Genomic DNA, 24,695 nt, shown 5'->3' with positions numbered 1-24,695 from the left:
GCTCGGTACGCTGATCGGCGTGCTGCCGGGCCTGGGCCCGCTGGCCACCATCGCGATGCTGCTGCCCGTGACCTACACGCTGCCCCCGGTGGCCGCGCTGATCATGCTGGCCGGTATCTACTACGGCGCCCAGTACGGTGGTTCCACCACCGCCATCCTGGTGAACCTGCCCGGTGAATCGTCGTCCGTGGTGACCACCATCGACGGCTACCAGATGGCACGGCGCGGCCGTGCCGGCGTGGCGCTGGCCACGGCCGGTATCGGCTCGTTCTTTGCCGGCTGCGTGGCCACGCTGATCCTGGCCGCCTTCGCAGCACCGCTGTCGGAACTGGCGTTCAAGTTCGGCCCTGCCGAGTACTTCTCGCTGATGGTGCTGGGTCTGATCGGTGCCGTGGTGCTGGCCTCGGGTTCGCTGGTCAAGGCCATTTCGATGATCGTGCTGGGCCTGCTGCTGGGTCTGGTCGGTACCGATGTGAACTCGGGCGCGGCGCGCTTCTCGTTCGACGTGCCTGAACTGACCGACGGCCTGAACTTCGTGTCGGTAGCGATGGGTGTGTTCGGCTTCGCGGAAATCATCGCGAACCTGGAACAGAAGGAAGCCCGCGAAACCTTCACGGACGCCGTGACCAACCTGTTCCCGACCAAGGAAGACTTCAAGCGCATGATTCCGGCGGTGCTGCGTGGCACGCTGCTGGGTTCGGCACTGGGTATCCTGCCGGGCGGCGGTGCGGCACTGGCTTCGTTTGCAGCCTACTCGCTGGAAAAGAAGACGTCGAAGTACGCACACGAGTTCGGCAAAGGCGCCATCGAAGGCGTGGCCGGTCCGGAGTCGGCCAACAACGCCGCGGCACAGACCTCGTTCATCCCGCTGCTGACCCTGGGTATCCCGCCCAACGCCGTGATGGCGCTGATGGTGGGCGCGATGACCATCCACAACATCCAGCCCGGTCCGCAGGTCATGACCAGCAACCCGGCGCTGTTCTGGGGCCTGATCGCCTCGATGTGGCTGGGCAACCTGATCCTGATCATCCTGAACCTGCCGATGATCGGTATCTGGGTGAAGCTGCTGAAGGTGCCTTACCGCTACCTGTACCCGGCCATCCTGACGTTCTGCTGCATCGGCGTGTACTCGGTTCAGAACACCACGTTCGACGTGTTCCAGACCGCCGCCTTCGGCATCATCGGCTACCTGTTCATCAAGCTGAAGTGCGAACCCGCACCGCTGCTGCTGGGCTTCGTGCTGGGACCGATGATGGAAGAAAACTTCCGCCGCTCGCTGCTGCTGTCGCGTGGTGACTTCAGCGTGTTCGTGACGCGTCCGCTGTCGCTGGGCCTGCTGATCGCCGCGGCTGTCCTGGTGTTGATCGTGGCCATGCCGTCGATCAAGGCCAAGCGCGAAGAAGCGTTCCAGGAAGAATAAGGACGTTTCCCCCGCTGTACGAAAAAAGGGCGCCCCTGTGGCGCCCTTTTTCTTTTGGCGTTTCTATGACTGGCGCCCCGGCCTCAGTCGCCAAACAGGGCCGCGCAGGCGGTGCGAATCGCCTCGGTCACGTGCACGCGGCCGTGATCGCGCCGCTCCAGCATGCCGATGGTGCGCACGGTGGGTTCGCCGCCGGCCCGCAACGGCAAGATGCGCAGCGCGCGGTCGTCGCGCCAGCGGGCGCGCTTGAGCAGCGGCACCACGGTCACGCCCACTTCCTGCCGCACCAGCTCCACCAGCGCCTCGATCGAGTTCAGTTCCAGGTATTCGTTGGTACGAAGGTGTGCGCGCCGCAGCGCGCGTTCCACCAGCGCGCCGGTGCGCTGGCTGCGGTCGAAGCGCAGGAACGGGTTGGAAGCCAGCGCCTGCCGCGCGTCGTCGCCCTGACTACCACGTGCGGCAATCGCCACAAGCGGCTCGTCGTAGAGCGGCGTCCAGTGCAGCGTGCCCGCCAGCCGCGCCGAGCCCTCCACCACAAAGGCGGCGTCGAGTTCGCCGCTCTCCACCATGGCGGCCAGCTCGAACGACTTGGCGCCGATCAGCCTGACGTCGAGCGCTGGATACGTCCGTTTCAGCTGCGCCACCACGTGCGAGAGCCCACCCATCACGGAGACCACAGCGCCCACCGCCACTGCCCCGGCCATGGCTTCGGTGTCGGCCAGCGGCACGCGCATGTCGTCGTAGAGCGCCAGCAGCCGGCGCGCCTGGGGCAGCAGCGCCCGCCCGTCGGCATTGAGCACGGCCACGCGGCCGCTGCGGTCGAACAGGGCGCGGCGCAGCTCTTCCTCCAGCGACCGCATCTGCAGGCTGACGGCCGCCTGGGTCACTGCCACCTGGCTGGCGGCAGCCGCAAAAGAGCCGTGTTCGGCCACGGCGACGAAGGTTCGCAGGAAGCGGATCGTGCTCATCGTTGGTGCATCTTTCCAGGCGACCGTCCGGCTGGGACGATCCACAAGGTTTTCTTATTAATCAAGCAAGGAATATTAACTTTCATTGTGGACGCGGGCGCGGAATAATTTGTGTTTTCCTGCCGCAGTTCCACGTCGCACCCATCCGTCCCGGAGACGCACAACATGAAATCCTGGCTACGCCATCTTGGCATCGGCCTTGCCACGAGCCTGACCCTTGCTGCCGCCCCGTCGCATGCCGACACCTTCCCCAGCAAGCCGATCCGCCTGATCGTGCCGTTTCCGGCCAGCGGCGCCACCGACCTGCTGGCACGCGCCATCGCCCAGAAGGTAGGCCAGAACCTGGGCCAGCAGATCGTGGTGGACAACCGGCCCGGCGCCGGCGGCGCCATCGGTTCGGACATGGCCGCCAAGGCCGCGCCGGACGGCTACACGATCCTGATCGCCACCACCAGCACGCACTCGATCGGGCCGTACATCAATACGCACCTGCCGTACAACACCGACACCGACTTCACGCCGATTGGTCAGGTAGCCACCGCCACCAACGTGCTGGTGGTGCCCAACCAGCTGCCGGTCAAGAACGTCAAGGAACTGATCGACTACGCCAAGAAACATCCGGGCGAGCTGAACTACGCGTCGAGCGGCAATGGCACGGTGGTCCACCTGACCGCCGAGGCCTTCAAGGCCCAGGCCGGCGTGTTCATCACGCACATCCCGTACCGTGGCACCGCGCTGGCCGTGCCCGACCTGATCTCGAACAAGGTGCAGGTGCTGTTCGACAGCATCGTGTCCGGCATGCCACACGTGAAGGACGGCAAGCTCAAGGCGCTGGCCGTGACCAGCCTGAAGCGCTCGCCGCTGGCGCCGGACCTGCCCACGGCCAGCGAATCGGGCCTGCCGGGCTTTGAATCGGATACCTGGTTCGGCATCTACGGTCCCAAGGGCCTGCCGCCCGAGATCGTCAATCGCCTGAACGCCGAATTCAACAAGGCCATCCAGTCGCAGGACGTGAAGGACCGCCTGGCCAAGCTGGGCGCCGAACCCATTGGCGGCACGCCGGCCCAGTTCGCCGCGATGGTGAAGAAGGACAGCGCGCGCTGGGGCAAGCTGATCAAGGATCGCAAGATCCAGGTGGATTAAGGACAAGCGGGCGACAATGGCGTCGCCCTGCCGTCGCACTACAACCAGGCAGTAACGAGAGACACCATGCAGAACTTCAACTGGACCAACCCCTATCCCACCGTGCGCATTCCGCTGTTCGCGCGCAACGTGGTATCGACCTCGCACCCGCTGGCCGCGCAGGCCGGCCTGCGCATGCTGCTGAAGGGCGGCAATGCCGTGGACGCCGCCATCGCCGCCGCCGCGGCCATCACGCTGGTGGAACCGGTGTCGTGCGGCCTGGGTAGCGATGCCTTTGCGATCCTGTGGGACGGCAAGGAACTGCATGGCCTGAACTCGTCGGGCGTGGCCCCCAAGGCCTGGAGCCCCGAATACTTCAAGAACAAGTACGGGGTGGACGGCAACGGACTGGCCAACCGGCCGATCCGTGGCTGGGATTCGGTGACCGTGCCGGGCGTGATCGCCGGCTGGGCCGCACTGCACGAGCGCTTTGGCAAGCTGCCGTTCGAGGACCTGATGGAGCCCGCCATCGAAATCGCTGAGCGCGGCTACGCCGTGCCGCCGGTGGTGGCGCACAAGTGGGCTGCCGCCGTGCCGGACCTCAAGGGCCAGCCGGGCTTTGCCGACACGTTCATGCCCAACGGCCGCGCGCCGCTCGTGGGCGAGAAGTTCGTGTTCAAGAATGCCGCCGAGACGCTGCGCAAGATCGGCGCCACCAAGGGCCGGTCCTACTACGAAGGCGAGATCGCCGAGAAGATCGCCGCCTTCAGCAAGGAATGCGGCGCCGCAATGACGCTGGACGACCTGCGCAACTATCGCCCCGAGTGGGTCAAGCCGATCAGCAAGTCGTATCGCGGCTACGACGTCCATGAGATTCCGCCGAATGGCCAGGGCATTGCCGCGCTGATGGCGCTGGGCATCCTGGACCAGTTCGACCTGGGCGCCCTGCCCGTGGATTCGGTCGATTCGCAGCACCTGCAGATCGAGGCGATGAAGCTGGCGTTTGCCGACCTGTACCGCTACGTGGCCGACCCGCGCAGCATGGAAGTCACCCCCGAGCAGATGCTGGACGACGCGTACCTGAAGTCGCGCGCCAAGCTGATCGACATGCAGCGTGCCACGCATTTCAACTTCGGCATGCCGCGCACGGGCGGCACCATCTACCTGACCGCCGCCGACGAAAACGGCATGATGATCTCGTTCATCCAGTCGAACTACATGGGCTTTGGTTCGGGCGTGGTGGTGCCGGGCACCGGCATCAGCCTGCAGAACCGTGGCGTGGGTTTCTCGATGGACCCGAAGTCGGCCAATGTGGTGGAAGGTGGCAAGCGTCCGTTCCACACCATCATCCCGGCGTTCCTGACCAAGGACGGCCAGCCCGTGATGAGCTTTGGCGTGATGGGCGGCGACATGCAGCCGCAAGGCCACCTGCAGACCGTCGTGCGCATGCTCGACTACAACCAGCAGCCGCAGGCCGCTTGCTGCGCGCCGCGCTGGAAGGTCAACCGCGACTTCACGCTGGACGTTGAAGGCACCATGGACCCGAACACCGTGGCCGGCCTCAAGGATCGCGGCCACAAGCTCAAGTCGGTGGAAGACCCGTACATGGACTTCGGCTCCGGCCAGTTCATCTGGCGTCTGTCGGATGACGCCGAACAAGGCTACGTGGCCGCCAGCGACAGCCGCCGCGACGGCCAGGCCGTGGGCTTCTGACGCTTCACCGCCAGACGTATCGCAATTGTAGTACCGCAGTAAGTAGCACTGTAGTTGAAGTCCTGCGAGGCGCCACCGAGTCATCCGTGGCGCCTTTTTTATGCCCGCGCGTCAGTAGACCGGCAGGCTCAGGAACAGCTTGATGACCACGGCGTTGACGATATCGATGAAGAAGGCGCCCACCATCGGCACGATCAGGAAGGCCAGGTGCGACGTGCCGTAGCGGTCAGTGATGGCCTGCATGTTGACGATGGCTGTGGGTGTGGCCCCGAGGCCGAAGCCGCAATGGCCGGCAGCCAGCACGGCGGCATCGTAGTTGCGGCCCATGATCCGGAAGGTGATGAAGATCGCGTAGGCCGCCATGGCGCCGGTCTGCACCAGCAGGATCAGCAGCATCGGCAGCACCAGCGACGTCAGCTCCCATAGCCGCAGGCTCATCAGCGCCATCGCCAGGAACATCGACAGGCTCACGTTGCCCAGCACCGACAGCGCGCGATCGAACACCGTGTACCACCCAAGCAGCGCCAGCCCGTTGCGCAGCAGCACCCCGACGAACAGCACCCAGACAAAGGTCGGCAGTTCCAGCCAGCTGCCCTTGAACAGGTCGCCCAACGCCTGCCCCGCGGTCAGACAGACCAGGATCAGCGCCAGGGTCTCGATCAGCGCGGAAGCCGTGATCGGCCGCACCGCCTGCGGATTCTCGAAGTTGAGCACGCGGTCGTCGCTGGCACCCACCCCTGGCTTGGCCACATTGCGCAGCAGGTAGCGCGCCACCGGGCCGCCAATCAGGCCGACAAGAACCAGGCCGAACGTGGCGCACGCCACCCCGAGTTCCGTGGCGTACGACGTGCCGAACTGCTCGACGAACGTCTTGCCCCAGGCCGCGCTGGTGCCGTGTCCGCCCGAGAGCGCAATCGACCCGGCCAGCAGCCCGGTGGCCGGATGCAGCCCCAGCGCACTGGCCAGCCCGACGCCAATCGCATCCTGGATCACCAGCAGGCCCGCCACCGCGAGCAGAAAGATGCCGATCGACTTGCCGCCCTGCTTCAGGCTGGCCAGGTTGGCGCTGAGGCCAAGCGTGGCGAAGAAGGCCAGCATCAACGGTGTCTGCGCGGTGGTATCGAACTTCACCTGCACGTCGGCGGTAAAGCGGGCCAGGGCCAGGCATAGCGCCACGACCAGTCCGCCGACGACCGGCTCGGGAATATTGAAGGTGCGTAGCGGCGTTGTGACCTGCAGCAGCTTGCGCCCGACCAGCAGCACCAGCGATGCCGCGACAAGCGTTTCGTAGTTGTTAAGTTCCAGCATGGCGAGCAACCGAAAAAGCTCGATTCTTGGCGCCCGGCCGGCTGTCGCCAATCGCATTCCGCTTAAAGATGTGGAACGGATGCAGAGCGCAACTGTTACGTTGCACTTGCGTGAAACTGTGCATGGCGTCGGCGCGTCGCTTCCTTACACTGTGTGGTTTCCCATTCACGTCCGCGATACGCCCATGGCCACCTACGCATACCGAATCGTCAATGTCTTTGCCGAATCCACGTTCGGCGGCAATCCCCTGTGTGTGTTCGAGGATGCGCGCGGCATGGACGATGCCACCATGCAGGCCCTGGCCCTGCAGTTCAACCTGTCCGAGACGACGTTCATCCTGCCGTCCGACAAGGCCACTGCCGCCGCCCGCATCTTCACGCCCGGCTACGAGATGCGCTTTGCCGGCCATCCCACGCTGGGCACTGCCCACGTGGTGCGCGACCTGGCCCGAACCGGCAACGCGCTGTCGCTGGAGTTCAAGGCCGGGGTGGTACCCGTGACCGCCGAGGCAGATCGCTGGACGCTGACCGCCCCGCACCAGGGTGCGCCCAAGACGGCGCCGGCCGGCCTGCCCGACGCCGAGATGGCGTCGCTGCTGGGGCTGCATGCCGACGACCTGGCCGGCGCGCCGATGTGGGTCGATACCGGCGCGGATCAGCTGCTGGTGCCGCTGAAAACACCCGACGCCGTGCGCCGCGCCCAGCCGGACAGCAGCCGCCTGGACCGCTGGCCGCAAAGCAGCCTGGGCCGCAAGACCGCCTATGTGTTTGCGTTCGATCCCGAGCAACCGGGCAAGGTGCTGGTGCGCTACTTCTTCACCAAGCAGGGCGGCGGCGTGGCCGAAGATCCGGGCACCGGCTCGGCCTGCGCAAACCTGGGGGGCTGGCTGCTGGCAACGGGCCACGCACTGCCGGCCCGCTATGAAGTCGATCAGGGGGAATTCGTCGATCGCCGATGCCGCCTGGACTTGGCCGTCACTGCCGACGGCGCAATCCGCGTGGGCGGCCGCGTGATCGAACTGGGAAGCGGCACGGTCAGCATCTGACCGCGCGACATCGAATCCGGGGGATGTGCGGCATACTGGCGCCTTCCCCCCCCACGTCCCCACTTCGCAAGCCGTTCCATGCCATCGCACGACATTGCCACGCTGGTCGATCTTGAGGCGCTCTACGCCGAGCCCGGCGCCGCCTCATTGGCCAAGGAAGTCGACTACCTGCATCCGCACTATCGCGCGTTCGTCGAAGCCTCGCCGTTCTGCCTGCTTTCCACACTGAACGACCATGGCGGCGACTGCTCGCCACGCGGCGATGCGCCCGGCTTCGTGCAGGTGCTGGACGACCGCACGTTGCTGCTGCCCGATCGGCGCGGCAACAATCGCATCGACAGCCTGCGCAATATCCTGGCCGACTCGCGCGTGGGATTGCTGTTCCTGGTACCCGGCGTCAATGAAACGCTGCGCGTCAGCGGCACGGCCACCGTTTCCACCGACCCGGACCTGATCGCCCGTTGCATGATGCAGGACAAGGCGCCCACCACGGTGCTGGTGATCCGCATCCACTCGGTGTTCTTCCAGTGCGCGCGTGCCTTGCTGCGCTCGCGCCTGTGGCTGGCCGACGCGCAGGTTCCGCGCGAAGCGCTGCCCAGCACCGGCACCATGCTGGCCGCCCTGAGCCAGAACGCGATCGATGGCGCCGCCTACGACCGCGAACTGCCCGAGCGCGTACGCACCACGCTGTACTGATGCCGCGGCCCTACCGCGGCAGCCACTCCGCCGCGTGCGTGCCCAGCGGCACCGAGGGCAACGCCCAGTGCGCGGGCGTCTCCGACAGGTGCGCCGCGTGGCGCACCACGGTGAGTTCGCCGAAGCCGGACTCTTCCACCTCGAGCAGATCGGAAATTTCGTCGATGTGCTGATCCGGCACCGCTGCGCCGCCGGGCACGCGCCCGAGGCTGCGCAGCCACTGGCCCACCTGCGCCAGCGACACGCGCACGTGCCAACTTCCCCCTTCCACCGCGCGACGATGCAGCGCTACCATCGCCCCGAACGCGAGCAGATAGCCTGAGGCGTGGTCCAGCACCTGCGCCGGCAGCGGCTTCGGCTCGGCGCTGCCGGCCGCCTGCGCCTCGTCGGTATTGATGCCGGTGGCGGTCTGCACCAGCGAATCGAAGCCCCGCTTGCCCGCCCACGGACCCACATGGCCGTAGGCGGACAGCGACACATAGACGATGCCGGGGCGGGCCCGGGCCGCCGCCTCGGGGCCGGCGCCCAGTTCCACCAGCCCATTGGGGCGATACCCCTGCACCACCACATCGGCGCCGTGGAACAGCTTGTGTTGCGTGCGCTTGTCGTCCGCGTCGCGCAGATCAAGCTGGCATGACCGCTTGCCACGGCCCGTATCGATGACCAGCGACGGCATCGAGGGCAGGTGCGCGGCCGTCACCAGCAGCACGTCGGCCCCATGCGCGGCCAGCGTGCGGCCGGCCACCGGCCCGGCGATGATGCGCGTGAAGTCCAGCACCCGGACACCGCTCAGCGGCCGCGCATCGACATTGATCTCGGCATGGGGGCCGAACGCTGGCAGCGGTTCCGGGGGGGCGTCACCGATCTTTTCGATGATCACCGGCGGCAGCCCGCGCAGCGCCTGGGCCTGGGGGTGCCGCAGCCATTCGTCGAGCGGGCGCATGGCCGACACGACCATGCCGGCGTCCGATGCGACCGTCTCGAAATCCTCGGCCTTCCAGGCCGACAACGCCGCCCGCACGGCGTCCTTGTCGTACGCGCATTTGAGGATCTTCAGAACGCCGTCCCGATGGTGGGGAAAATTCGTATGCAGGCGCACCCAGCGACCGTCCCCGGCCGGATACAGCCCGGCGATCTTGTCCCAGAGCTCGGGCGCCGGCCCGCCGTTGACGCGCAGGTAGCGCTCACTACGGAATTCCGCCAGCGCATGGCGCATGTCGACCGACACATCCTGCCAGCGGCCGGTGCGCTGCGCCCAGATCGCCGCAGCCGCCAGCGCCGACGCGCCCAGGCTGGCCTGCGCGGCGGTGCCGATGGCGAAGCTGGAGGGCAGAACCGGATCCTCGCCGGTCAGCGTCACGTGGGAAAGCGCCTCGGGCGGCATGTTGGCACCGGCCCACAGCGCGGCAAGTGCCTCGGCGGGCGCCTGGTGGGTGGCGGGGCTGCCCGAACTGGCGTGGCCGGAGGTGTCGGGGGTGTTCGTGGTGGAACTGGCGGCATTCATGGCATGTATTCCTGCGGCGGGAATGGAGACGGCATGCGACGATAGCGTCGCACGGAGCATGCGCGAGGCGGGTACGACGAGCCGTACCGTGCCGTGGATTCTGCACCACTTTGACCGGTCGCGCTGTGAGACGAGTCCGAATTTCGTGCCGTACCGCCGGGTCGCGCCGCAGGCACGGTAAAATCGCGCCATTCGCCGGACTTTCCGTCGCAATTCCAGCGCACCCAACCCAGGAACACCAGGAACGCGGCCGGGTCAATCCAGACCCGCCGGTCCACCAGTTATCGAGCCGCAGGTGATGCGGCGCCAACATGAGCCACGACAACAAGCCTACCGACACGCCAGCCGCCTCCAATTTCCTGCGGAGCATCATCGACCAGGACCTCTCCGCCGACACCTACGGCGGCCGCGCGGACAAGCAGGGCCAGCCACTGCCGACGGTCATCACGCGCTTTCCGCCGGAGCCGAACGGCTACCTGCATATCGGCCATGCCAAGAGCATCTGCGTGAACTTCGGCCTGGCCCGTGACTATGCCGGCCGCTGCCACCTGCGCTTCGACGATACGAATCCGGTCAAGGAAGATACCGAGTACGTCGATTCCATCATCGACGCGGTGCACTGGCTGGGCTTCTCGTGGGACGCAAAGCAGCCCGGCGGCGCGCCGCACCTGTACTACGCGAGCGACTACTTCGACCGCCTGTACCAGTTCGCCGAGACCCTGATCGAGCGCGGCGTGGCCTACGTGGACAGCCAGAGCGCCGAGCAGATGGCCGCCAACCGCGGCAACTTCTCCGAGCCCGGCAAGCCGTCGCCCTTCCGCGACCGCTCCGTCGAGGAAAACCTGAAGCTGTTCCGCGAGATGCGCGACGGCAAGTACGGCGATGGCGAGCACGTGCTGCGCGCGAAGATCGACATGAGCGCGCCGAACATCGTGATGCGCGACCCGGTGCTCTATCGCATCCGCCACGCCCATCACCACCGTACTGGCGACAAGTGGTGCATCTATCCGATGTACGACTTCACGCACTGCATCTCGGACGCGATCGAGAACATCACGCACTCGCTGTGTACGCTCGAATTCGAGAACAACCGCCCGCTCTATGACTGGGTGCTGGAACACCTGCGCGACGCCGGCGTCTTCGCCAGCCCGCTGCCGCACCAGTACGAATTCGCCCGCCTGAACCTGACCTACGCGATCACCAGCAAGCGCAAGCTCAAGCAACTGGTGGACGAGAAGCGCGTGGACGGCTGGGACGATCCGCGCATGCCGACCATCGTCGGGATGCGCCGCCGCGGCTATACGCCGGAATCGATCCAGCTGTTCTGCGACCGCATCGGCGTGTCGAAGGCCGATAGCTGGATCGACATGAGCACGCTGGAAGGCGCCGTGCGCGACGACCTGGACGCACGCGTCCCGCGCAGCGTGGGCGTGCTGGATCCGGTCAAGCTGATCCTGGACAACTACCCCGAGGGCCAGAGCGAGGAATGCTCGGCGCCGGTTCACCCGAAGCTGCCGGACATGGGCCGCCGCGTGTTCCCGCTGTCGCGCGAGCTGTGGATCGAGCGCGAGGACTTCAACGAGAACCCGCCGAAGGGCTATTTCCGCCTGTTCCCGGGCAACAAGGTGCGCCTGCGCTACGGCTACGTGATCGAATGCACGGGCGTGGACAAGGATGCCGATGGCAACGTGATAGCCGTACACGCGAACTACCTGCCGGAAACGAAGAGCGGCACGCCGGGCGCGGACAGCGTCAAGGTCAAGGGCAACATCCACTGGGTCAGCGCAGCGCATGCCTGCCCGGCCGAAGTGCGCATATACGATCGACTGTTCAATGACCCGAATCCGGATGCCGGCGGCAAGAACTTCCTCGATGCCCTGAACCCGGACTCGAAGAAGGTGGTGACCGCGTATCTGGAACCAGGCCTGCGCGACGCCAAGCCGGAAGAGCGCTTCCAGTTCGAGCGTCACGGCTATTTCGTGGCGGACCGTATCGATTCGCAGCCTGGCAAGCCGGTGTTCAACCGGACGGTTGGCCTCAAGGACAGCTGGGGCAAGTGACCATGGCACAGACGATTACGTTTCCGCTCGAGGGCGAGTTCATCGCCCTGAATGACCTGCTGAAGGTGGCTGGCGTTTGCGACAGCGGTGGCGCCGGCAAGGCGCTGGTCGCGGCGGGCGAGGTCTCGGTGGACGGTGCGACGGAGTCGCGCAAGACCGCCAAGATCCGCGCCGGCCAGGTGATTGCCGTTGGCGGCGCTGACGGCGTTCGCATCAAGGTCGTCGCCGCCTGACACTGCTCGGGGCCGTTTTCCCAACGCAGCCGTTAAAGGAAAGGGAGGCGGCAGTCCATGCCGCCTCCACACCGAAGCACGCAAGGAGTCTTCATGCCGATCGCGTTCTGGTGTGTACTGCTGGCAGGCCTGCTGCCAGTGCTGACTGTGTCCATCGCCAAGGCCGGCAATCGGGCGGGCGCTTTCGACAATCACGACCCGCGCGCGTGGCTGGAAAGGCAAAGCGGTCGCGCCCGCCGCGCCGACATGGCGCACCGCAATCATTTCGAGGCATTTCCGTTCTTCGCCGCAGCGGTCTTCACGGCCACGCATCTCGCGGCCCCCGAGGCACGCATAAACGAACTGGCCATGTTGTTCATCGTGGTCCGCATTCTCTACACGATCTGCTACCTGACTGACCGGGCCACGCTGCGAACCCTGTGCTGGACGATCGGCTATCTGACGGTGATTGGCATCTTCCTGCTGCCTGTTTTCGTCCACTGAGCCCACGTCCATGCCGACGCGACGCACTGCCCCCACCCTGCCGACCCTTGCCGCGCTCACCGCGCTTGTCGCGCTCGCCGGCCTGACCGGTACATCGGCCTTGGCGACCCCCACCAACTACACCGTCGATCCCACGCACACCAGCGTCTATTTCGGCGTCAGCCACTTTGACCGCACCAGCGTGCGCGGCCGCTTCGGCAAGATCGACGGCCGCGTGACTTACGACCCCGCCACGGGTGCGGGCGCTCTCGACTTCACCGTGGATACCGATTCGGTGGACAGTGGCAACCGCAGCCTCGATGGTGTGCTGCGTTCGCCCCAATTCTTCGACGCCCAAGCCTTCCCCGTCGCCCGGTTCCAGGCCAACCAATTTGTCACGGAAGGCGGCAAGCTGGTGGCCGTGGACGGGACGTTCACGCTACATGGCGTTGCCCAGCCGCTTCGGCTTGAAGCCGACCGGTTCAGCTGTGGCCAGACTGTCCTGTTCGGCATCAAGCGCGACGTCTGCGGTGGTGATTTTCACGCCACTCTTCAACGAAGTGCCTTCGGCATGACGCGTTTTCTACCCGAGGTAGGCGACACCGTCACATTGCAGATCTCGGTCGAGGCGTCCCCGGCCGGGCCCGCCCAATAACTCCCCAAAAAAGCGGCACGCGGACGTACGATGACGTCCCGGCGTCACCTTTGCGAACAAAATCTTCAGTAAAATCAGGGCCTTGCCTATTCCCATCCTGCCGCGTTTCGCCTAAGCAAACCCGGCCCTACGCGAGTCAAGATGAGCCTGATCTCCCTCAACGACGTCGTTTCGGCGTCGCTGGCTGCTGCCGGTGCGTGCCTGGCGTGCAGCATTCCCGCCAATTTTCTCCGCCGCTTTCCGCTGTGGGCCTTCAAGACCTACGGCCGGGGCGCCCTGCTGCTGCCCATGCTGGCTGGCATGGTCGGCCTCCTGCTGGCACGCCTGGTCGTGCACGGCCAGATCAACAGCGACGGTGGCCTGGCCCTGGTGGCCGCGGCAGCGTTCCTGACGCTGGTGCTGGTATCGGCCATGCTGCGCTTCTGGCTTGGCGAATACCGCAAGTCCTGAACCCTAGCCTTCCCGCGCCGTACCGCCTCCCCCCGCCGCAGTCTGCGCACAAGTCTCAACGGGGCGGCGCACATACCCACGCCGGTTTTCCATCGCGCCGCCGCCCGGATCACGTATGATTCGGCCTTTCGCGTGCTAGGCACCGTTGCCCGCACGCGCCGCATTCCCGACCCCATGGCGCTCAAATCCACGATCTTCAAGGCCGACCTGTCCGTCTCGGACATGGACCGGCCGTATTACGGCAGTCATACGCTCACCATCGCGCAGCATCCGTCCGAGAACGATGCCCGCATGATGGTCCGCCTGCTGGCCTTCGCCTGCGAGGCCACCGAAACCATGGCGTTCACGCGTGGCCTGGACGAACCCGATGAGCCTGACCTCTGGGACAAGTCCCTGACGGGCGACATCATCCACTGGATCGACCTGGGCCAGCCCGACGAAACCCGCCTGAAGCGCGCCGCTGCGCGTGCCGATCACGTCACGGTCTATACCTATCAGAGCGCCAGCGCGCGCGAATGGTGGAAAGGCATGGCCGGCAAGGCCAGCAAGCTGCGTAACGTGACCGTCTACAATGTGCCGTCCGAAGCCGTGGACGCGCTGGCGCAGATGGCCCAGCGCGCCATGCGCCTGTCCGTGACCATCCAGGACGGCGACATCTGGGTCAGCGACGACGATCACAACGTGCAGCTGACACGCGACGTGCTCCAGCGCGCCGACGGCTAGTCAAAGCGGCCGCCGGACATACTTACCGCCACACAGAAAAAGGAAGACCGCGATGCATACCAATCCCTCCGGCCTGCAATACGAAGACACGGTCGTCGGCTCGGGCGACGAAGCCACGGCTGGCAAGCACGTGACCGTGCATTACACCGGCTGGCTCTACGAAAACGGCACGCCCGGCCGCAAGTTCGATTCGAGCAAGGACCGTAACGACCCGTTCGTCTTCCCGCTGGGCGCCGGCCACGTGATCCGTGGCTGGGACGAAGGCGTGCAAGGCATGAAAGTGGGCGGCACGCGTCGCCTGGTGATCCCGGCCGATCTCGGCTACGGCGCACGCGGCGCCGGCGGCGTGATCCCGCCGAATGCCACGCTGCTGTTTGAAGTGGAACTGCTGTCGGTCTAATTCCGGCGCACACAGCAAAAAACGGACGCCAAGGCGTCCGTTTTTGTTTGTCCGGTGCCAGAATCGGTCAGAAGCCGATGGCCGCGTTGCCCACGTCGATACGAACCTTGTCGCGGTCCAGCAGGCGTCCGGCATGGCGGGCGAAATCCTGCGCCCAATCCGCGTTGCCGGCAAAACGGTTCTCGCCGGAGAACTTCGCAACGTTAAGGATCTTGTCGATCACAAGCACCTTGCCCACGGGGCTCGATGCCTGGCAGTCCAGCTCGGCATACTCGCGGTCGAACCAGCGCCAGGCGGCGTCCTCGGTGACCGCAGCGAGCTCGCTATCGCCCACCGTGAATTCAAATTCCTTGCCGCTGCCAAATACCACGGTCAGGGTGTGCGCCATGTGCGGTTTCTCCGAAATTCGCCGAGTGTTGAACGACAGTTGCTTGCGTTAGGGCCCCTATTGTAGTGACTTGGCACCCGATCCGGCCAATCGATCGGGCCCGACCCACCCCGGCGACCGTTGCCTGCTACACACACCTTCGCTCCGATGTGTGGTTTGCTTGCGACGCGTCAATGCGCTTTGGATTATTCTTTCAGCCATGGCCATTACAAGACAGGACCTCGAAGCAAACAGGCTGCGCACGTCGCTGTGCAGCACGCCGGTCGCGTCTTCGCTGTTGCCCGAGGCCGATGTGGAGCGCTCGCTATGCAACACGCTGGCCAGCCGCCCCGACTCGGCCGATCTGGATGGCGACGTCTGGGTCTTCGGCTACGGATCGCTGATCTGGAATCCGATGGTCGTCCATACCGAAAGCCGCCTGGCCACCGTGCATGGCTATCATCGCGGCTTCTACCTGTACTCGAAAATCAATCGCGGCACCTGGGACAACCCCGGGCTGGTACTCGGCCTGGACCGTGGCGGCTGCTGCACGGGCATGGTGTTCCGCATCCCGCGCCACGTCGTCGAGCAGGAATTCCGGGTGCTGTGGCGCCGCGAAATGATGACCGGCGCCTATCACCCGCGGTGGCTGCGCGTGAAAATGGATGCCACGCCTGATGCCCCCGAACAGCGGGCGCTCGCTTTCGTGATGAATCGCGAACATGCCGGGTACGCCGGCCGGCTGCCCGATGCACGGGTGGTGGACTGCCTGCGCCACGCTTGCGGCCTGTACGGGCCGGCCCGCGAATATCTGCACCAGACGCTGCTGGGCCTGGCCACGCATGGCGTGGACGATCCCTATCTGGGTCGCCTCTGGCGCCAGTTGCAGGAAAGCGACGCCACCGAAGCCGCCCGCGACACCTGCGCGGTGGCCACCCCGGTCGGCACCTCGGCCTCTGCGGCAACGTGCCCCGAGGACGCCGTGGCTGCCACCGTCCACCCCCACGAAACCGTCTGACCGAAGCCACTGCCGACCATCATGACGCGCTCCCAGACCCGCCCCCGCCGCCAGGCGCTCGCCGAAATGCTCGGGCTCATGGGATTGCTGATGGGTGGCGGACTACTGGCCGGCCAGGGCGGCCAGACACTGGCACGGTCGCTCGGCAGCATGCGCGACGCATCGTCGCCGTCGGCACCGGCGTCTCATCCTGCGCCATCCCATCCGGCAACGCGTGGCGAAGGCATCTCCGCGCTCGACCGCAACCTGATCACGGCTGCCAGCATTGGCGATCTCGATCTCGTCAATCGGCTACTCCAGGCCGGCGCGTCGCTGCACGCCGTCGACGAACGCGGCCGCTCGGCGCTGCTGGCGGCCGTGTACAACCGCCGGGGCGATGTGGCCCGCGCGCTGATCATGGCTGGCGCCGACGTGAACCAGAAAGACGGCGAATCCAACAGCGCCTTCCTGCTGGCGGCAGCCACCAACCAGATCGAGGTGGTGCGGCTGTCGCTGTCGCATGGCGCCGACACCCGCAGCACCGACCGCTATGACGGCACGGCCCTGATTGCGGCCTGCCAGCATGGCAACGTCGAAGTCGTAAAACTGCTATTGAAGGCAGGCGTGCCGGTGGATCGCGTCAACCAGCTGGGCTGGACGGCACTGCTGGAAGCCATCATCCTCGGCGACGGCAGCGCCCGTTATGAAGACATCGTGCAATTGCTGCTCGATGCCGGCGCCGACGCCAATCTGGCCGACCGCGAGGGCATCACGCCGTCGCGCCATGCGCGCGAACGCGGCTACAAGACGATGGTCAAGATGTTGATGCGGGCCCGGGGGCACTGAAGCGGTTGCACCGCGATATACCTGCTCCCCTCTCCCGCCCGGCGAAAGAGGGGAAAAGACTCCGGTCAGGCCGTGGCGGCAGGCGTCTGACGCGCGTTTTCCGATTCCTGCAACTGGCGCCACATCACCTTGCCCGTCCCCGACTTCGGCAGCGCGTCAACGAACTCGACCACACGCGGGTACTTGTAGGCCGCCATGTTTTCCTTGGCCCATTCGATGATGTCCTCGGGCCGGGTCTTGCCCTTGGCGTCGGCACGCAGCACCACCACCGCCTTCACCGTCTCGCCGCGATACTGGTCGCGCGTGCCGATGATGCACGCCTCCTGCACGGCCGGGTGCTTGTACAGCAGGTTTTCCACTTCGGCCGGCCAGACCTTGAAGCCCGACGCGTTGATCATGCGCTTGAGACGGTCGGTAATGAAGTAGTAGCCCTCTTCGTCCATGCGACCCAGGTCACCGGTGCGGAAGTAGGTCTGGCCCTCGAACTCGATGAACGCGTCGCGCGTGGCATCCTCCTTGCCCCAATAGCCCTTGAACACCTGCGGGCCGCGCACGATGATCTCGCCCACCTCGTTGGGCGGCAGTTCCTGCAGCGTGACCGGATCCACCACGCGCGCGTCGGTATTGAACGTCGGCACGCCCAGGCACTGCAGCTTGGCACGCTCGGACGGGTTGCTGTGCGTCGGCGCCATCGTTTCGGACAGGCCGTAGCCTTCCAGGTAGCTCAGGCCGAACTGCGTCTTCAGGCGCTCGGCCACCGCTTGCGGCATGGCCGCGCCGCCGCCACCGATGTAGCGCAGGCTGCTGACGTCGAAGGTGGCCAGGTTCGGGCTGCCCAGGAAGTCGATCACCATGGTCGGGATGTTGGTCCAGTGCGTGACCTGGTAGCGCGAGATCAGGCGCCCGGCCACTTCGCGATCCCAGCGCGGCAGCATCACCACAGTGGCGCCGGTGTAGATCGGGCCGTTCATGCCGTACTGCATGCCGGTCACGTGGAACAGCGGCAGCACCGACAGGATCACCGATTCCGCGCCGCTGCCCGACCACGTCGCCCCGCCGATGACGTTGTGCATCACCGAGCGATGGGTGTGGATGCAGCCCTTCGGGAAGCCCGTGGTGCCCGACGTGTACGGCATCACGGCCATGTCGTCGGGGCCTGCGGTATGCGGCCCCGGCTGCAGGCCGGCGCCCAGCGCCTCGGCCCACGGCGTGGCGTTGCCCGGCAGCGGATGCTGCACGGTCAGCCAGGCGGGCGGCGCATCCTCGGGGAATTCGTGCGAAGGCGGCAGCGCGTCGGTGTACTGCGTCACCAGCAGATGCTGCAGGCGCTGTTCGGCGGCCAGTTCGCTGTCGGCCTGCATCGCGCCGGCAGCCAGGTCTACCGTGCAGATGGCCACGCGCGCGCCGGCATCGGTGATGTAGTGCTTGAATTCCTCCGCGCGGTTCATCGGATTGACCGGCACCACCACGGCGTCCGCACGCAGGATCGCGTAATAGCTGACGATGAACTGCGGGCAGTTCTGCATGTACAGCAACACGCGGTCGCCTTTCTTCACCCCCGCCTTCTGCTGCAGCCAGCCGGCCATCGCCGTGGCCTGCGCTTCCAGCGCGCGGAACGTGATGGCATTGCCGAAGTAACGGATGGCGGCCTTGTCCGCATAGCGGCGTGCCGACACTTCGAGGTTGTACCAGAGCGAAGTTTCCGGCAGCACGATTTCGGTCGGCACTCGCTTGGGCCAGAACTGAAAATGCGGACGGGCGGGCTTGGTGGTCATGGTGTCTCCTGCGGATGGTCTTCAAGGGACCAGTTTCTGGAAAGCGCGTGTCTCGCGAGGTGGGCCCCGCGTAGTGGTCAAGCAATATAACTGAACGACCGTTCTATTTTCAACAGGAGGTTTTCCTACCCATCGCAGCTACCCCGGGCCGGGGCCGGTTGCAATTTGGGGCTTCGTCCTCACAATAGGTAAATCCGGCCGCAGCGCTGGCCAACCCGATTCCAAGGTGCAGAACATGAGCGACGTCACCCTGCAGAACTTTGAAGCTGAAGTCATCAACAGCCCAGTCCCCGTGCTGGTGGATTTCTGGGCGCCCTGGTGTGGACCATGCCGCACACTCGGGCCGATGCTCGAAAAGCTGGAAGCCGAAGCCGGCGGCACGTGGAAGCTCGTCAAGGTCAATGTCGACGAGAACCAGCAACTTGCCGGGCACTTTGGCGTACGCAGCATTCCCCACGTCGTGGCGTTTGCCGGCGGCGAGGCGGTCAACCAGTTCGTGGGCGTGCTGCCTGAATCGCAATTGCGCGAGTTCATCGACACGCTGGCCCCCGGCGACGGCGAGGCCGCGCAGCCGGATGCCCAGGCGCTGGCCGCGGCCGGTGACCGTGAAGGCGCCAAGGCCGCATGGCAGGCCGCGCTCGCGCAAGACCCCGAGAACGATCCGAATCGCCTGGCGTATATCAGCTTCCTGCTTGACGACGATGCCATCGACGCTGCCGAAGCGGAGTTTGGCCGCCTGACGCCACGCGCGCCGCAGGAAGACGGCTACGCCGCGCTGCGGACCCGGCTGGATGCAATGAAAGGACTCGATGACCTGCCCGAAGGCGCCGATCTGAAGGCGCAGGTCGAGGCCAACCCGGCCAACGTGGCCGCGCGCCTGGATCTGGCGAAGGTGCTGATCGCGCGCCGCGAGTACGAACCCGCGTTGGCGCAACTAATGGAAATCGTGCGCCGCGACCGTGGCTTTGAAGACGACATCGGCCGCAAGACGATGCTGTCGGTGTTCGACTTGATGGCCGATTCGCCAGAAGTGGTGTCGAAATGGCGCCGACAGCTGAGCACGGCGCTGAACTGACGGGACATCGTGCATCGGAGAGGGCGTAGTCCCTCTCCGATGCAGAACGGCTTCAGGCAGCCGGCGCTTCGATCAGCGAAAAATTGTTGGCCTTCATATGTTCGACCATCATCGCGTCCATCGACTTCACGTGATTGTCGAACCAGCCTGACAGCTCATCCACCAGGCGGCGGCCCAGCGACAGGCCGCCCTTGCCGGGGCCTTCCGGATCTTCCACTTCCTGCGCGATCTTGTCGCGCACGGCCTGCACCACCTGCAGCACGCCCTTGTGCTCGTTCGTATGGCAGAAGCGCGGCCCAAACTGCATGGCCTCCATCCACTGTTCTTCCTGCTCGAAATGGTGGCGCGTATGCGCGATCCACTCGTCGTACGCGGCCAGGAAGCCGCCATCGTCCGATTTGGCCACGGCATCGAGCAGTTGCAGGAATTCCGCGTGCGTGGCGTCGGTGACGGGCTCGCCCAGCCGGAGTTCGTCTGGCAAGCCTTCCGAGGAAAGACCGTCGTAGGGGTTCTGTGCTGCAGACATGGATCTGAAAACTTTTCTTTGAGATAAGCGGCAAGGATACCGATTTCGCTGCCGTCCGATCTGATTTTCCGCAAAGAACGGTATGCTTGACCCTCGCGCCCCTGGCAAGTGACTGATTTCCAGCAAGCCACCGACATGCCCCGACTGATCTTCTTCTGCGGTCACGCCGGCACCGGCAAGACCACCCTCGCCCATCGGCTGATCGGCCCGCTGATGCAGGCCACCGGCGAACCGTTCTGCCTGCTCGACAAGGACACGCTCTACGGGCGCTACAGCGCGGCCGCCATGCGCGCCATCACCGGCGACCCCAACGACCGCGACAGCCCGGCCTATCTGGACAACCTGCGCGACCCCGAATACGAGGGCCTGCTCGATACCGCACGCGAGAACCTGACGCTGGGCATCAGCGTGATCGTGATCGGCCCGCTGTCGCGCGAAATTCGCGCCCATCAGCTGACCGACCCGCAATGGCTGCATGTGCCGGAAGGCACCCGCACCCAGATCGTGTGGGTGCACCTGCCCGAGGACGAGGCGCATGCGCGCATCATTCGCCGCGCCAACCCCAACGACGCCTACAAGCTCACGCACTGGGACGCCTACCGCGCCCGCCGGTTTTCGCCGGATCCGGCCGAATATCCCGAGCTGATCTTCTTCGACAACCAGGCGCCCGACGATGCCGCCGTCGGCGGCCTGCTGCGGACGCTGGCCGCCTGAGCCTAGCTGGCGGCCGGCGCCTGGTCAGCTACCAGCGCGCCGATCACCGCCGACGCCGCCACGAACCCGAACACCGCCGTCACCGCCACCGATGAGCCAAAGCCTGCGCAGGCCAGGCCTTGCGGGCCACGAGTCGGAGCGGGCGGCACTTCGTCGATCTCGCACGCCTGCTGCTCGGGCTCCGGATAGCGCAGCGGCTCGTCGGAGTAGATCGCCTCGATACCGAACTTCTTCTTGGGATCGCGCGGAAAGCCCCATTGCCGGCGCAGATTGCCACGCACCTTGGCCAGCAGCGGGTCCTGGATCGTGCGGGCCAGGTCCTCGATGCGCACGCGCGTGGGGTCGAGCTGGCCGCCCGCGCCGCCGCACGTAATCACACGTACGCCTTCGCGGCGCGCCCAGCCCAGAATGGCGGTCTTGACCTTTACGGCATCGATGGCGTCGATTACATAGTCGAAGCCTGATAGCAATGCCGCCACGTTGTCCTCGGTCACGAAATCGTCGATTTGCGTCACGCGGCAACGCGGGTTGATGGCCACGATGCGCTCGGCCATGGCTTCCACCTTGGCGCGGCCGTAGGCGTCGCCCAGCGCGTGGATCTGCCGGTTGGTGTTCGAGGCCGCGATGTGATCGAGGTCGATCAGCGTGATACGCCCCACCGCATTGCGCGCCAGCGCCTCGGCCGCCCAGCTGCCCACGCCGCCGATACCGATCACGCACACCTTGGCGGCCTCCAGCCGGGCCAGGCCATGCGCGCCGTACAGGCGTGCGACGCCGCCAAATCGGCGATGGTAGTCGTCGTCGGCAGGGCTTTCGTGTGACAGGGGCGCGGGCAGGTCTTGCTCTGCAAGGGGCGTGGGGGCGATGGTCATAGTGGAATTCTCAAATCTGCCGGCATTTTATGTCACCGGCGGGATTTCTTCCGATCGACCGCCTGGCGACAAATAGGCGTCCCGACGACCGAAATGTCAGCCTGAGGCCGACAACCACCCACGATTGGCCTCCCTACAATTACCAGTGCAGTGGTTGATCCGCCGCACGGCTGCCACCAGGAGTCCACCCCCTTATGCCCGCCTCGCGTCGCCACAAGATCGTTTTCTGGAGCGTGTTCACGCCCTTGGCGCTGATCGCGATCCTTGTCGTCATCATCCTGACCTTCGACTGGAACCGGCTCAAGCCGTGGCTCAACGACAAGATTTCGGAGTCGATCGGGCGCCCCTTCGCCATCAATGGCGATCTGACCGTCACCTGGAAACGTGGCCAGGGCGAGACCGGCTGGCGCACGTTTGTGCCATGGCCGCGGCTGTCGGCCAGGGACATCACCGTGGGCAACCCCGACTGGGCCCAGGCCCCCAACATGGGCACCGTCCGCGAACTGATCTTCGTGCTGCGCCCGCTGCCGCTGCTGGCCCACGAGATCAACGTGCCGACCATCGTCGTCGACAGCCCCGCCGTGTGGCTCGAACGGCTGGCCGACAAACGCAACAACTGGACCTTCGACCTGCGCAAGCAGACCGATTCGGGCAAGTCGAAATGGCACCTCGATGTTGGCGAAGTGGTGCTCCAGCGCGGCAACCTGGCGCTGGACGACGCCGCCGAGAAGATCCAGTTGCAGGCCACGCTCGACACCGTTGGCGACCAGGGCATCTACGACAAGGCACGCGACGGCGCGCTGATGCCGTCCGACGCATCGGCCGTGGCCGCATCGCAGGGCTCCGCCGCATCGACCCCCGAGGCGAAGGCCAACGACAACAAGGGCGGCAAGACCGGCAACGACGACCGCTACGGCATCCGCTGGAAAGCCGTGGGCCACTACAACCAGGCCACCATCAACGCCACCGGCAAGGCAGGCACCGTGCTGAGCCTGCGCGACGTGGACACGCCTTATCCGGTACAGGCCGATGTGCGCGTGGGCGCCACCCACGCCACGATGGAAGGCACGGTGACCAATCCGGCCCACCTTGGCGCGCTCGACGTCAACCTGACGCTGGCTGGCGACAGCATGGCGTCGCTCTACAAGCTGACCGGTATCGTGCTGCCGTCCACCCCGCCGTATGAAACGCGCGGCCGGCTGGTGGCCACGCTGAAGAAAGGCGCGTCGACCTATACCTACCGAGACTTCACCGGCAAGGTGGGCGGCAGCGACCTGGGCGGCACGCTCACGTTTGCCCAGCGCTCGCCGCGCCCGCTGCTGTCGGGCGAACTGGTCTCGAAGCAGATGCTGTTCGCCGACCTGGCGCCGCTGATCGGCGGCGGTGCCAAGCCAGGCCAGGCGGCCAAGGACAGCCCCGTGAAGCAGCCCGCGGACAAGAAGCTGCCGGTGGCGCCATTCCGCACTGAACGCTGGGACGAGATCGACGCGGACGTGAAGTTCACGGGCAAGCGCATCGTGCGCAATGAAGACCTGCCGATCACCGACCTGACCACGCACCTGAAGCTGACCGACGGCGTGCTGCGGCTCGATCCGCTCAACTTCGGCGTGGCTGGCGGCAATCTGGTGTCGACCATCGAGCTCGACGGCAAGCGCGAACCGATGGGGACCAAGATCGACATGACCGCGCGGCACCTGAAGATCAAGCAGTTGTTCCCGAAGGTGGAAAGTACCCGCGCCAGCGTCGGTGAGGTGAACGGTAGCGCCAAGCTGTCAGCCACGGGCAATTCGGTGGCCGCGCTGTTGGGATCGTCGAATGGCGAGGCCAAGCTGCTGGTGGAAAACGGCACCGTCAGCAAGTTCATCCTCGAAGCCATGGGCCTGAACGTGGGCAGCGTGGTGATCTCGAAACTGTTCGGCGACAAGCCGGTACAGATCAACTGCGGCGCCAGTGCGTTTGGCTTCCAGAACGGCATCGCCCGGGTTCAGACCTTCGTGCTCGATACGCAGGACGCCATTATCAACACCGACGGCGCGGTCGATTTCAAGGACGAACGCCTGGCCCTGACGATCCATCCCAACTCGAAGGGGCTGCGCATCATTTCGCTGCGCTCGCCGCTCTATGTGGGTGGCACGTTCAAGAACCCGTCGGTGAGCCCGAACATCGCCATCCTGGCCCTGCGTGCTGGCGGCGCGCTGGCGCTGGCCCTGACCGCCCCGGTGGCCATGGTGGTGCCGCTGCTCGACATCTCCGGTGGCGGCGACGAAAGCCAGTGCGCCGCGCTACTGGCGGAACTCAAGAAGCGACCTACCGCGCCGCCGCCGGGCAAGACCTACCAGGGACCGGCCGCGCCAAAGGGCCAGCAGCAAGTCGGCCCCGCCATTCCCGAATCGCCCACGAAGTCGGACGCCGCACGCGGCGAGCTGGCCCCGCCGCCGACCCAGCCGCGCATTCCGGGCCCTACCGTGCAGCAGCCGCCGTTGCGACCGGACAACGACAAGCAGCTCTACCAGGGCGGCTAGCGGGTGGCTAGCACGCGGCGGCACGGCCGCCGACAGCCGCTCTCGTCATTGCACGCTGACACCAGCGGCATATCCGCAACACAGGTGTATCGAATGTGTTGCGGATTTGGCACGCCCTACGACACCGATGTTGTGCAGATCCCACTCGCAGTCGCATAATCGGCTGGTCGTTGATTAAGCAAGCAATTAATGAACAACGACGCGCAACGCCTTCGCTTGCCGGGTTCCAGCCTGGCCAGCGA

The 24,695-nt window shown here is 65.8% G+C and carries 24 protein-coding genes; 17 read left to right on the top strand and 7 right to left on the bottom strand.

Going from position 1 to position 24,695, the window contains the following annotated elements; translation table 11 throughout:
* The coding region (locus CYJ10_RS08225) for a tripartite tricarboxylate transporter permease (protein ID WP_101680994.1) at nt 1-1,420 on the top strand (1,420 nt) is incomplete at its 5' end.
* Nucleotides 1,421-1,503: 83 nt separating this feature from the next.
* Here CYJ10_RS08225 and CYJ10_RS08220 read toward each other — a convergent pair.
* Nucleotides 1,504-2,388, bottom strand: a complete 885-nt coding sequence (locus CYJ10_RS08220) for a LysR family transcriptional regulator (RefSeq protein WP_101680993.1) — start codon at nt 2,386-2,388, stop codon at nt 1,504-1,506.
* A gap of 165 nt (nt 2,389-2,553) precedes the next feature.
* Between CYJ10_RS08220 and CYJ10_RS08215 the strand changes: the two genes are divergently transcribed.
* Both CYJ10_RS08215 and ggt read left to right on the top strand, forming a co-directional pair.
* Nucleotides 2,554-3,531: a Bug family tripartite tricarboxylate transporter substrate binding protein gene (locus CYJ10_RS08215; RefSeq protein WP_101680992.1), complete on the top strand. Its 978-nt coding sequence runs from the start codon at nt 2,554-2,556 to the stop codon at nt 3,529-3,531.
* A 66-nt stretch (nt 3,532-3,597) separates the two neighbouring features.
* Nucleotides 3,598-5,223 (top strand): gamma-glutamyltransferase, encoded by a 1,626-nt coding sequence (gene ggt, locus CYJ10_RS08210; protein WP_101680991.1) that lies wholly within the window; start codon nt 3,598-3,600, stop codon nt 5,221-5,223.
* Nucleotides 5,224-5,334: 111 nt separating this feature from the next.
* Here the strand turns inward: ggt and gltS are convergent, their stop codons facing one another.
* Complete coding sequence (gene gltS / locus CYJ10_RS08205) at nt 5,335-6,531, bottom strand: sodium/glutamate symporter (protein ID WP_101680990.1); 1,197 nt, start codon at nt 6,529-6,531, stop codon at nt 5,335-5,337.
* A gap of 184 nt (nt 6,532-6,715) precedes the next feature.
* Between gltS and CYJ10_RS08200 the strand changes: the two genes are divergently transcribed.
* Entirely contained in the window at nt 6,716-7,576 is an 861-nt protein-coding gene (locus CYJ10_RS08200) for a PhzF family phenazine biosynthesis protein (RefSeq protein ID WP_101681073.1), read from the top strand.
* A 78-nt stretch (nt 7,577-7,654) separates the two neighbouring features.
* The gene (locus tag CYJ10_RS08195) at nt 7,655-8,272 is read left to right on the top strand and encodes a pyridoxamine 5'-phosphate oxidase family protein (RefSeq protein ID WP_101680989.1); all 618 of its coding nucleotides are present in this window, start codon (nt 7,655-7,657) and stop codon (nt 8,270-8,272) included.
* 10 nt (nt 8,273-8,282) lie between these two features.
* On the opposite strand, the gene CYJ10_RS08190 is transcribed toward CYJ10_RS08195, so the two are convergent.
* The gene (locus tag CYJ10_RS08190; RefSeq protein WP_308302963.1) at nt 8,283-9,656 is read right to left on the bottom strand and encodes a CoA transferase; all 1,374 of its coding nucleotides are present in this window, start codon (nt 9,654-9,656) and stop codon (nt 8,283-8,285) included.
* 431 nt (nt 9,657-10,087) lie between these two features.
* Here CYJ10_RS08190 and CYJ10_RS08185 point away from each other — a divergent pair, with 431 nt between their 5' ends.
* The 7 genes from CYJ10_RS08185 to CYJ10_RS08155 all read left to right on the top strand — a co-directional run bounded on the left by CYJ10_RS08185 (nt 10,088) and on the right by CYJ10_RS08155 (nt 14,759).
* Nucleotides 10,088-11,836, top strand: a complete 1,749-nt coding sequence (locus tag CYJ10_RS08185) for a glutamine--tRNA ligase/YqeY domain fusion protein (protein ID WP_101680987.1) — start codon at nt 10,088-10,090, stop codon at nt 11,834-11,836.
* A gap of 2 nt (nt 11,837-11,838) precedes the next feature.
* Nucleotides 11,839-12,069, top strand: coding sequence for an RNA-binding S4 domain-containing protein (locus CYJ10_RS08180; protein ID WP_101680986.1), 231 nt, complete (start codon nt 11,839-11,841; stop codon nt 12,067-12,069).
* 93 nt (nt 12,070-12,162) lie between these two features.
* Complete coding sequence (locus CYJ10_RS08175) at nt 12,163-12,552, top strand: MAPEG family protein (protein WP_101680985.1); 390 nt, start codon at nt 12,163-12,165, stop codon at nt 12,550-12,552.
* 10 nt (nt 12,553-12,562) lie between these two features.
* Complete coding sequence (locus tag CYJ10_RS08170) at nt 12,563-13,186, top strand: YceI family protein (protein ID WP_101680984.1); 624 nt, start codon at nt 12,563-12,565, stop codon at nt 13,184-13,186.
* A 141-nt stretch (nt 13,187-13,327) separates the two neighbouring features.
* Entirely contained in the window at nt 13,328-13,636 is a 309-nt protein-coding gene (locus tag CYJ10_RS08165) for a hypothetical protein (protein WP_101680983.1), read from the top strand.
* A gap of 174 nt (nt 13,637-13,810) precedes the next feature.
* Nucleotides 13,811-14,359 carry a YaeQ family protein gene (locus CYJ10_RS08160; protein WP_101680982.1) on the top strand — a complete coding sequence of 183 codons (549 nt, stop codon included), beginning with the start codon at nt 13,811-13,813 and terminating at the stop codon, nt 14,357-14,359.
* Nucleotides 14,360-14,411: 52 nt separating this feature from the next.
* Nucleotides 14,412-14,759 (top strand): FKBP-type peptidyl-prolyl cis-trans isomerase, encoded by a 348-nt coding sequence (locus CYJ10_RS08155; RefSeq protein WP_101680981.1) that lies wholly within the window; start codon nt 14,412-14,414, stop codon nt 14,757-14,759.
* A 67-nt stretch (nt 14,760-14,826) separates the two neighbouring features.
* Here the strand turns inward: CYJ10_RS08155 and CYJ10_RS08150 are convergent, their stop codons facing one another.
* Complete coding sequence (locus CYJ10_RS08150) at nt 14,827-15,147, bottom strand: hypothetical protein (protein WP_101680980.1); 321 nt, start codon at nt 15,145-15,147, stop codon at nt 14,827-14,829.
* A 199-nt stretch (nt 15,148-15,346) separates the two neighbouring features.
* Here CYJ10_RS08150 and CYJ10_RS08145 point away from each other — a divergent pair, with 199 nt between their 5' ends.
* Nucleotides 15,347-16,144, top strand: coding sequence for a gamma-glutamylcyclotransferase (locus tag CYJ10_RS08145; RefSeq protein WP_101680979.1), 798 nt, complete (start codon nt 15,347-15,349; stop codon nt 16,142-16,144).
* Nucleotides 16,145-16,165: 21 nt separating this feature from the next.
* Entirely contained in the window at nt 16,166-16,969 is an 804-nt protein-coding gene (locus tag CYJ10_RS08140) for an ankyrin repeat domain-containing protein (RefSeq protein ID WP_101680978.1), read from the top strand.
* Nucleotides 16,970-17,034: 65 nt separating this feature from the next.
* On the opposite strand, the gene CYJ10_RS08135 is transcribed toward CYJ10_RS08140, so the two are convergent.
* The gene (locus tag CYJ10_RS08135) at nt 17,035-18,744 is read right to left on the bottom strand and encodes a long-chain fatty acid--CoA ligase (protein ID WP_101680977.1); all 1,710 of its coding nucleotides are present in this window, start codon (nt 18,742-18,744) and stop codon (nt 17,035-17,037) included.
* 235 nt (nt 18,745-18,979) lie between these two features.
* Here CYJ10_RS08135 and trxA point away from each other — a divergent pair, with 235 nt between their 5' ends.
* Nucleotides 18,980-19,819: a thioredoxin gene (trxA, locus tag CYJ10_RS08130; RefSeq protein ID WP_101680976.1), complete on the top strand. Its 840-nt coding sequence runs from the start codon at nt 18,980-18,982 to the stop codon at nt 19,817-19,819.
* Nucleotides 19,820-19,871: 52 nt separating this feature from the next.
* On the opposite strand, the gene CYJ10_RS08125 is transcribed toward trxA, so the two are convergent.
* Nucleotides 19,872-20,345, bottom strand: coding sequence for a bacteriohemerythrin (locus CYJ10_RS08125; RefSeq protein ID WP_101680975.1), 474 nt, complete (start codon nt 20,343-20,345; stop codon nt 19,872-19,874).
* A 135-nt stretch (nt 20,346-20,480) separates the two neighbouring features.
* Between CYJ10_RS08125 and CYJ10_RS08120 the strand changes: the two genes are divergently transcribed.
* Nucleotides 20,481-21,059 (top strand): AAA family ATPase, encoded by a 579-nt coding sequence (locus CYJ10_RS08120; protein WP_101680974.1) that lies wholly within the window; start codon nt 20,481-20,483, stop codon nt 21,057-21,059.
* Nucleotides 21,060-21,061: 2 nt separating this feature from the next.
* Here the strand turns inward: CYJ10_RS08120 and tcdA are convergent, their stop codons facing one another.
* Nucleotides 21,062-21,931, bottom strand: coding sequence for a tRNA cyclic N6-threonylcarbamoyladenosine(37) synthase TcdA (tcdA, locus tag CYJ10_RS08115; RefSeq protein ID WP_101680973.1), 870 nt, complete (start codon nt 21,929-21,931; stop codon nt 21,062-21,064).
* A gap of 194 nt (nt 21,932-22,125) precedes the next feature.
* Between tcdA and CYJ10_RS08110 the strand changes: the two genes are divergently transcribed.
* Nucleotides 22,126-24,453: an AsmA family protein gene (locus CYJ10_RS08110; RefSeq protein ID WP_101680972.1), complete on the top strand. Its 2,328-nt coding sequence runs from the start codon at nt 22,126-22,128 to the stop codon at nt 24,451-24,453.
* Nucleotides 24,454-24,695: the final 242 nt, after the last annotated feature.

This window comes from Cupriavidus pauculus (assembly GCF_002858765.1).
GTDB classification, from domain to species: Bacteria; Pseudomonadota; Gammaproteobacteria; order Burkholderiales; family Burkholderiaceae; genus Cupriavidus; species Cupriavidus pauculus_B.
The sequence above is the reverse complement of the archived record's forward strand: the minus strand, read 5'-3'. Positions and strand labels throughout refer to the sequence as shown.

Coding starts and splice junctions, on each gene's coding strand:
- trxA (WP_101680976.1), top strand. CDS start 18,980: ATGAGCGACGTCACCCTGCAGAACTTTGAAGCTGAAGTCATCAACAGC.
- CYJ10_RS08185 (WP_101680987.1), top strand. CDS start 10,088: ATGAGCCACGACAACAAGCCTACCGACACGCCAGCCGCCTCCAATTTC.
- ggt (WP_101680991.1), top strand. CDS start 3,598: ATGCAGAACTTCAACTGGACCAACCCCTATCCCACCGTGCGCATTCCG.
- CYJ10_RS08220 (WP_101680993.1), bottom strand. CDS start 2,388: ATGAGCACGATCCGCTTCCTGCGAACCTTCGTCGCCGTGGCCGAACAC.
- CYJ10_RS08140 (WP_101680978.1), top strand. CDS start 16,166: ATGACGCGCTCCCAGACCCGCCCCCGCCGCCAGGCGCTCGCCGAAATG.
- CYJ10_RS08200 (WP_101681073.1), top strand. CDS start 6,716: ATGGCCACCTACGCATACCGAATCGTCAATGTCTTTGCCGAATCCACG.
- CYJ10_RS08175 (WP_101680985.1), top strand. CDS start 12,163: ATGCCGATCGCGTTCTGGTGTGTACTGCTGGCAGGCCTGCTGCCAGTG.
- tcdA (WP_101680973.1), bottom strand. CDS start 21,931: ATGACCATCGCCCCCACGCCCCTTGCAGAGCAAGACCTGCCCGCGCCC.
- CYJ10_RS08155 (WP_101680981.1), top strand. CDS start 14,412: ATGCATACCAATCCCTCCGGCCTGCAATACGAAGACACGGTCGTCGGC.
- gltS (WP_101680990.1), bottom strand. CDS start 6,531: ATGCTGGAACTTAACAACTACGAAACGCTTGTCGCGGCATCGCTGGTG.
- CYJ10_RS08160 (WP_101680982.1), top strand. CDS start 13,811: ATGGCGCTCAAATCCACGATCTTCAAGGCCGACCTGTCCGTCTCGGAC.
- CYJ10_RS08120 (WP_101680974.1), top strand. CDS start 20,481: ATGCCCCGACTGATCTTCTTCTGCGGTCACGCCGGCACCGGCAAGACC.
- CYJ10_RS08150 (WP_101680980.1), bottom strand. CDS start 15,147: ATGGCGCACACCCTGACCGTGGTATTTGGCAGCGGCAAGGAATTTGAA.
- CYJ10_RS08110 (WP_101680972.1), top strand. CDS start 22,126: ATGCCCGCCTCGCGTCGCCACAAGATCGTTTTCTGGAGCGTGTTCACG.
- CYJ10_RS08215 (WP_101680992.1), top strand. CDS start 2,554: ATGAAATCCTGGCTACGCCATCTTGGCATCGGCCTTGCCACGAGCCTG.
- CYJ10_RS08170 (WP_101680984.1), top strand. CDS start 12,563: ATGCCGACGCGACGCACTGCCCCCACCCTGCCGACCCTTGCCGCGCTC.
- CYJ10_RS08125 (WP_101680975.1), bottom strand. CDS start 20,345: ATGTCTGCAGCACAGAACCCCTACGACGGTCTTTCCTCGGAAGGCTTG.
- CYJ10_RS08135 (WP_101680977.1), bottom strand. CDS start 18,744: ATGACCACCAAGCCCGCCCGTCCGCATTTTCAGTTCTGGCCCAAGCGA.
- CYJ10_RS08145 (WP_101680979.1), top strand. CDS start 15,347: ATGGCCATTACAAGACAGGACCTCGAAGCAAACAGGCTGCGCACGTCG.
- CYJ10_RS08190 (WP_308302963.1), bottom strand. CDS start 9,656: ATGCCGCCCGAGGCGCTTTCCCACGTGACGCTGACCGGCGAGGATCCG.
- CYJ10_RS08180 (WP_101680986.1), top strand. CDS start 11,839: ATGGCACAGACGATTACGTTTCCGCTCGAGGGCGAGTTCATCGCCCTG.
- CYJ10_RS08165 (WP_101680983.1), top strand. CDS start 13,328: ATGAGCCTGATCTCCCTCAACGACGTCGTTTCGGCGTCGCTGGCTGCT.
- CYJ10_RS08195 (WP_101680989.1), top strand. CDS start 7,655: ATGCCATCGCACGACATTGCCACGCTGGTCGATCTTGAGGCGCTCTAC.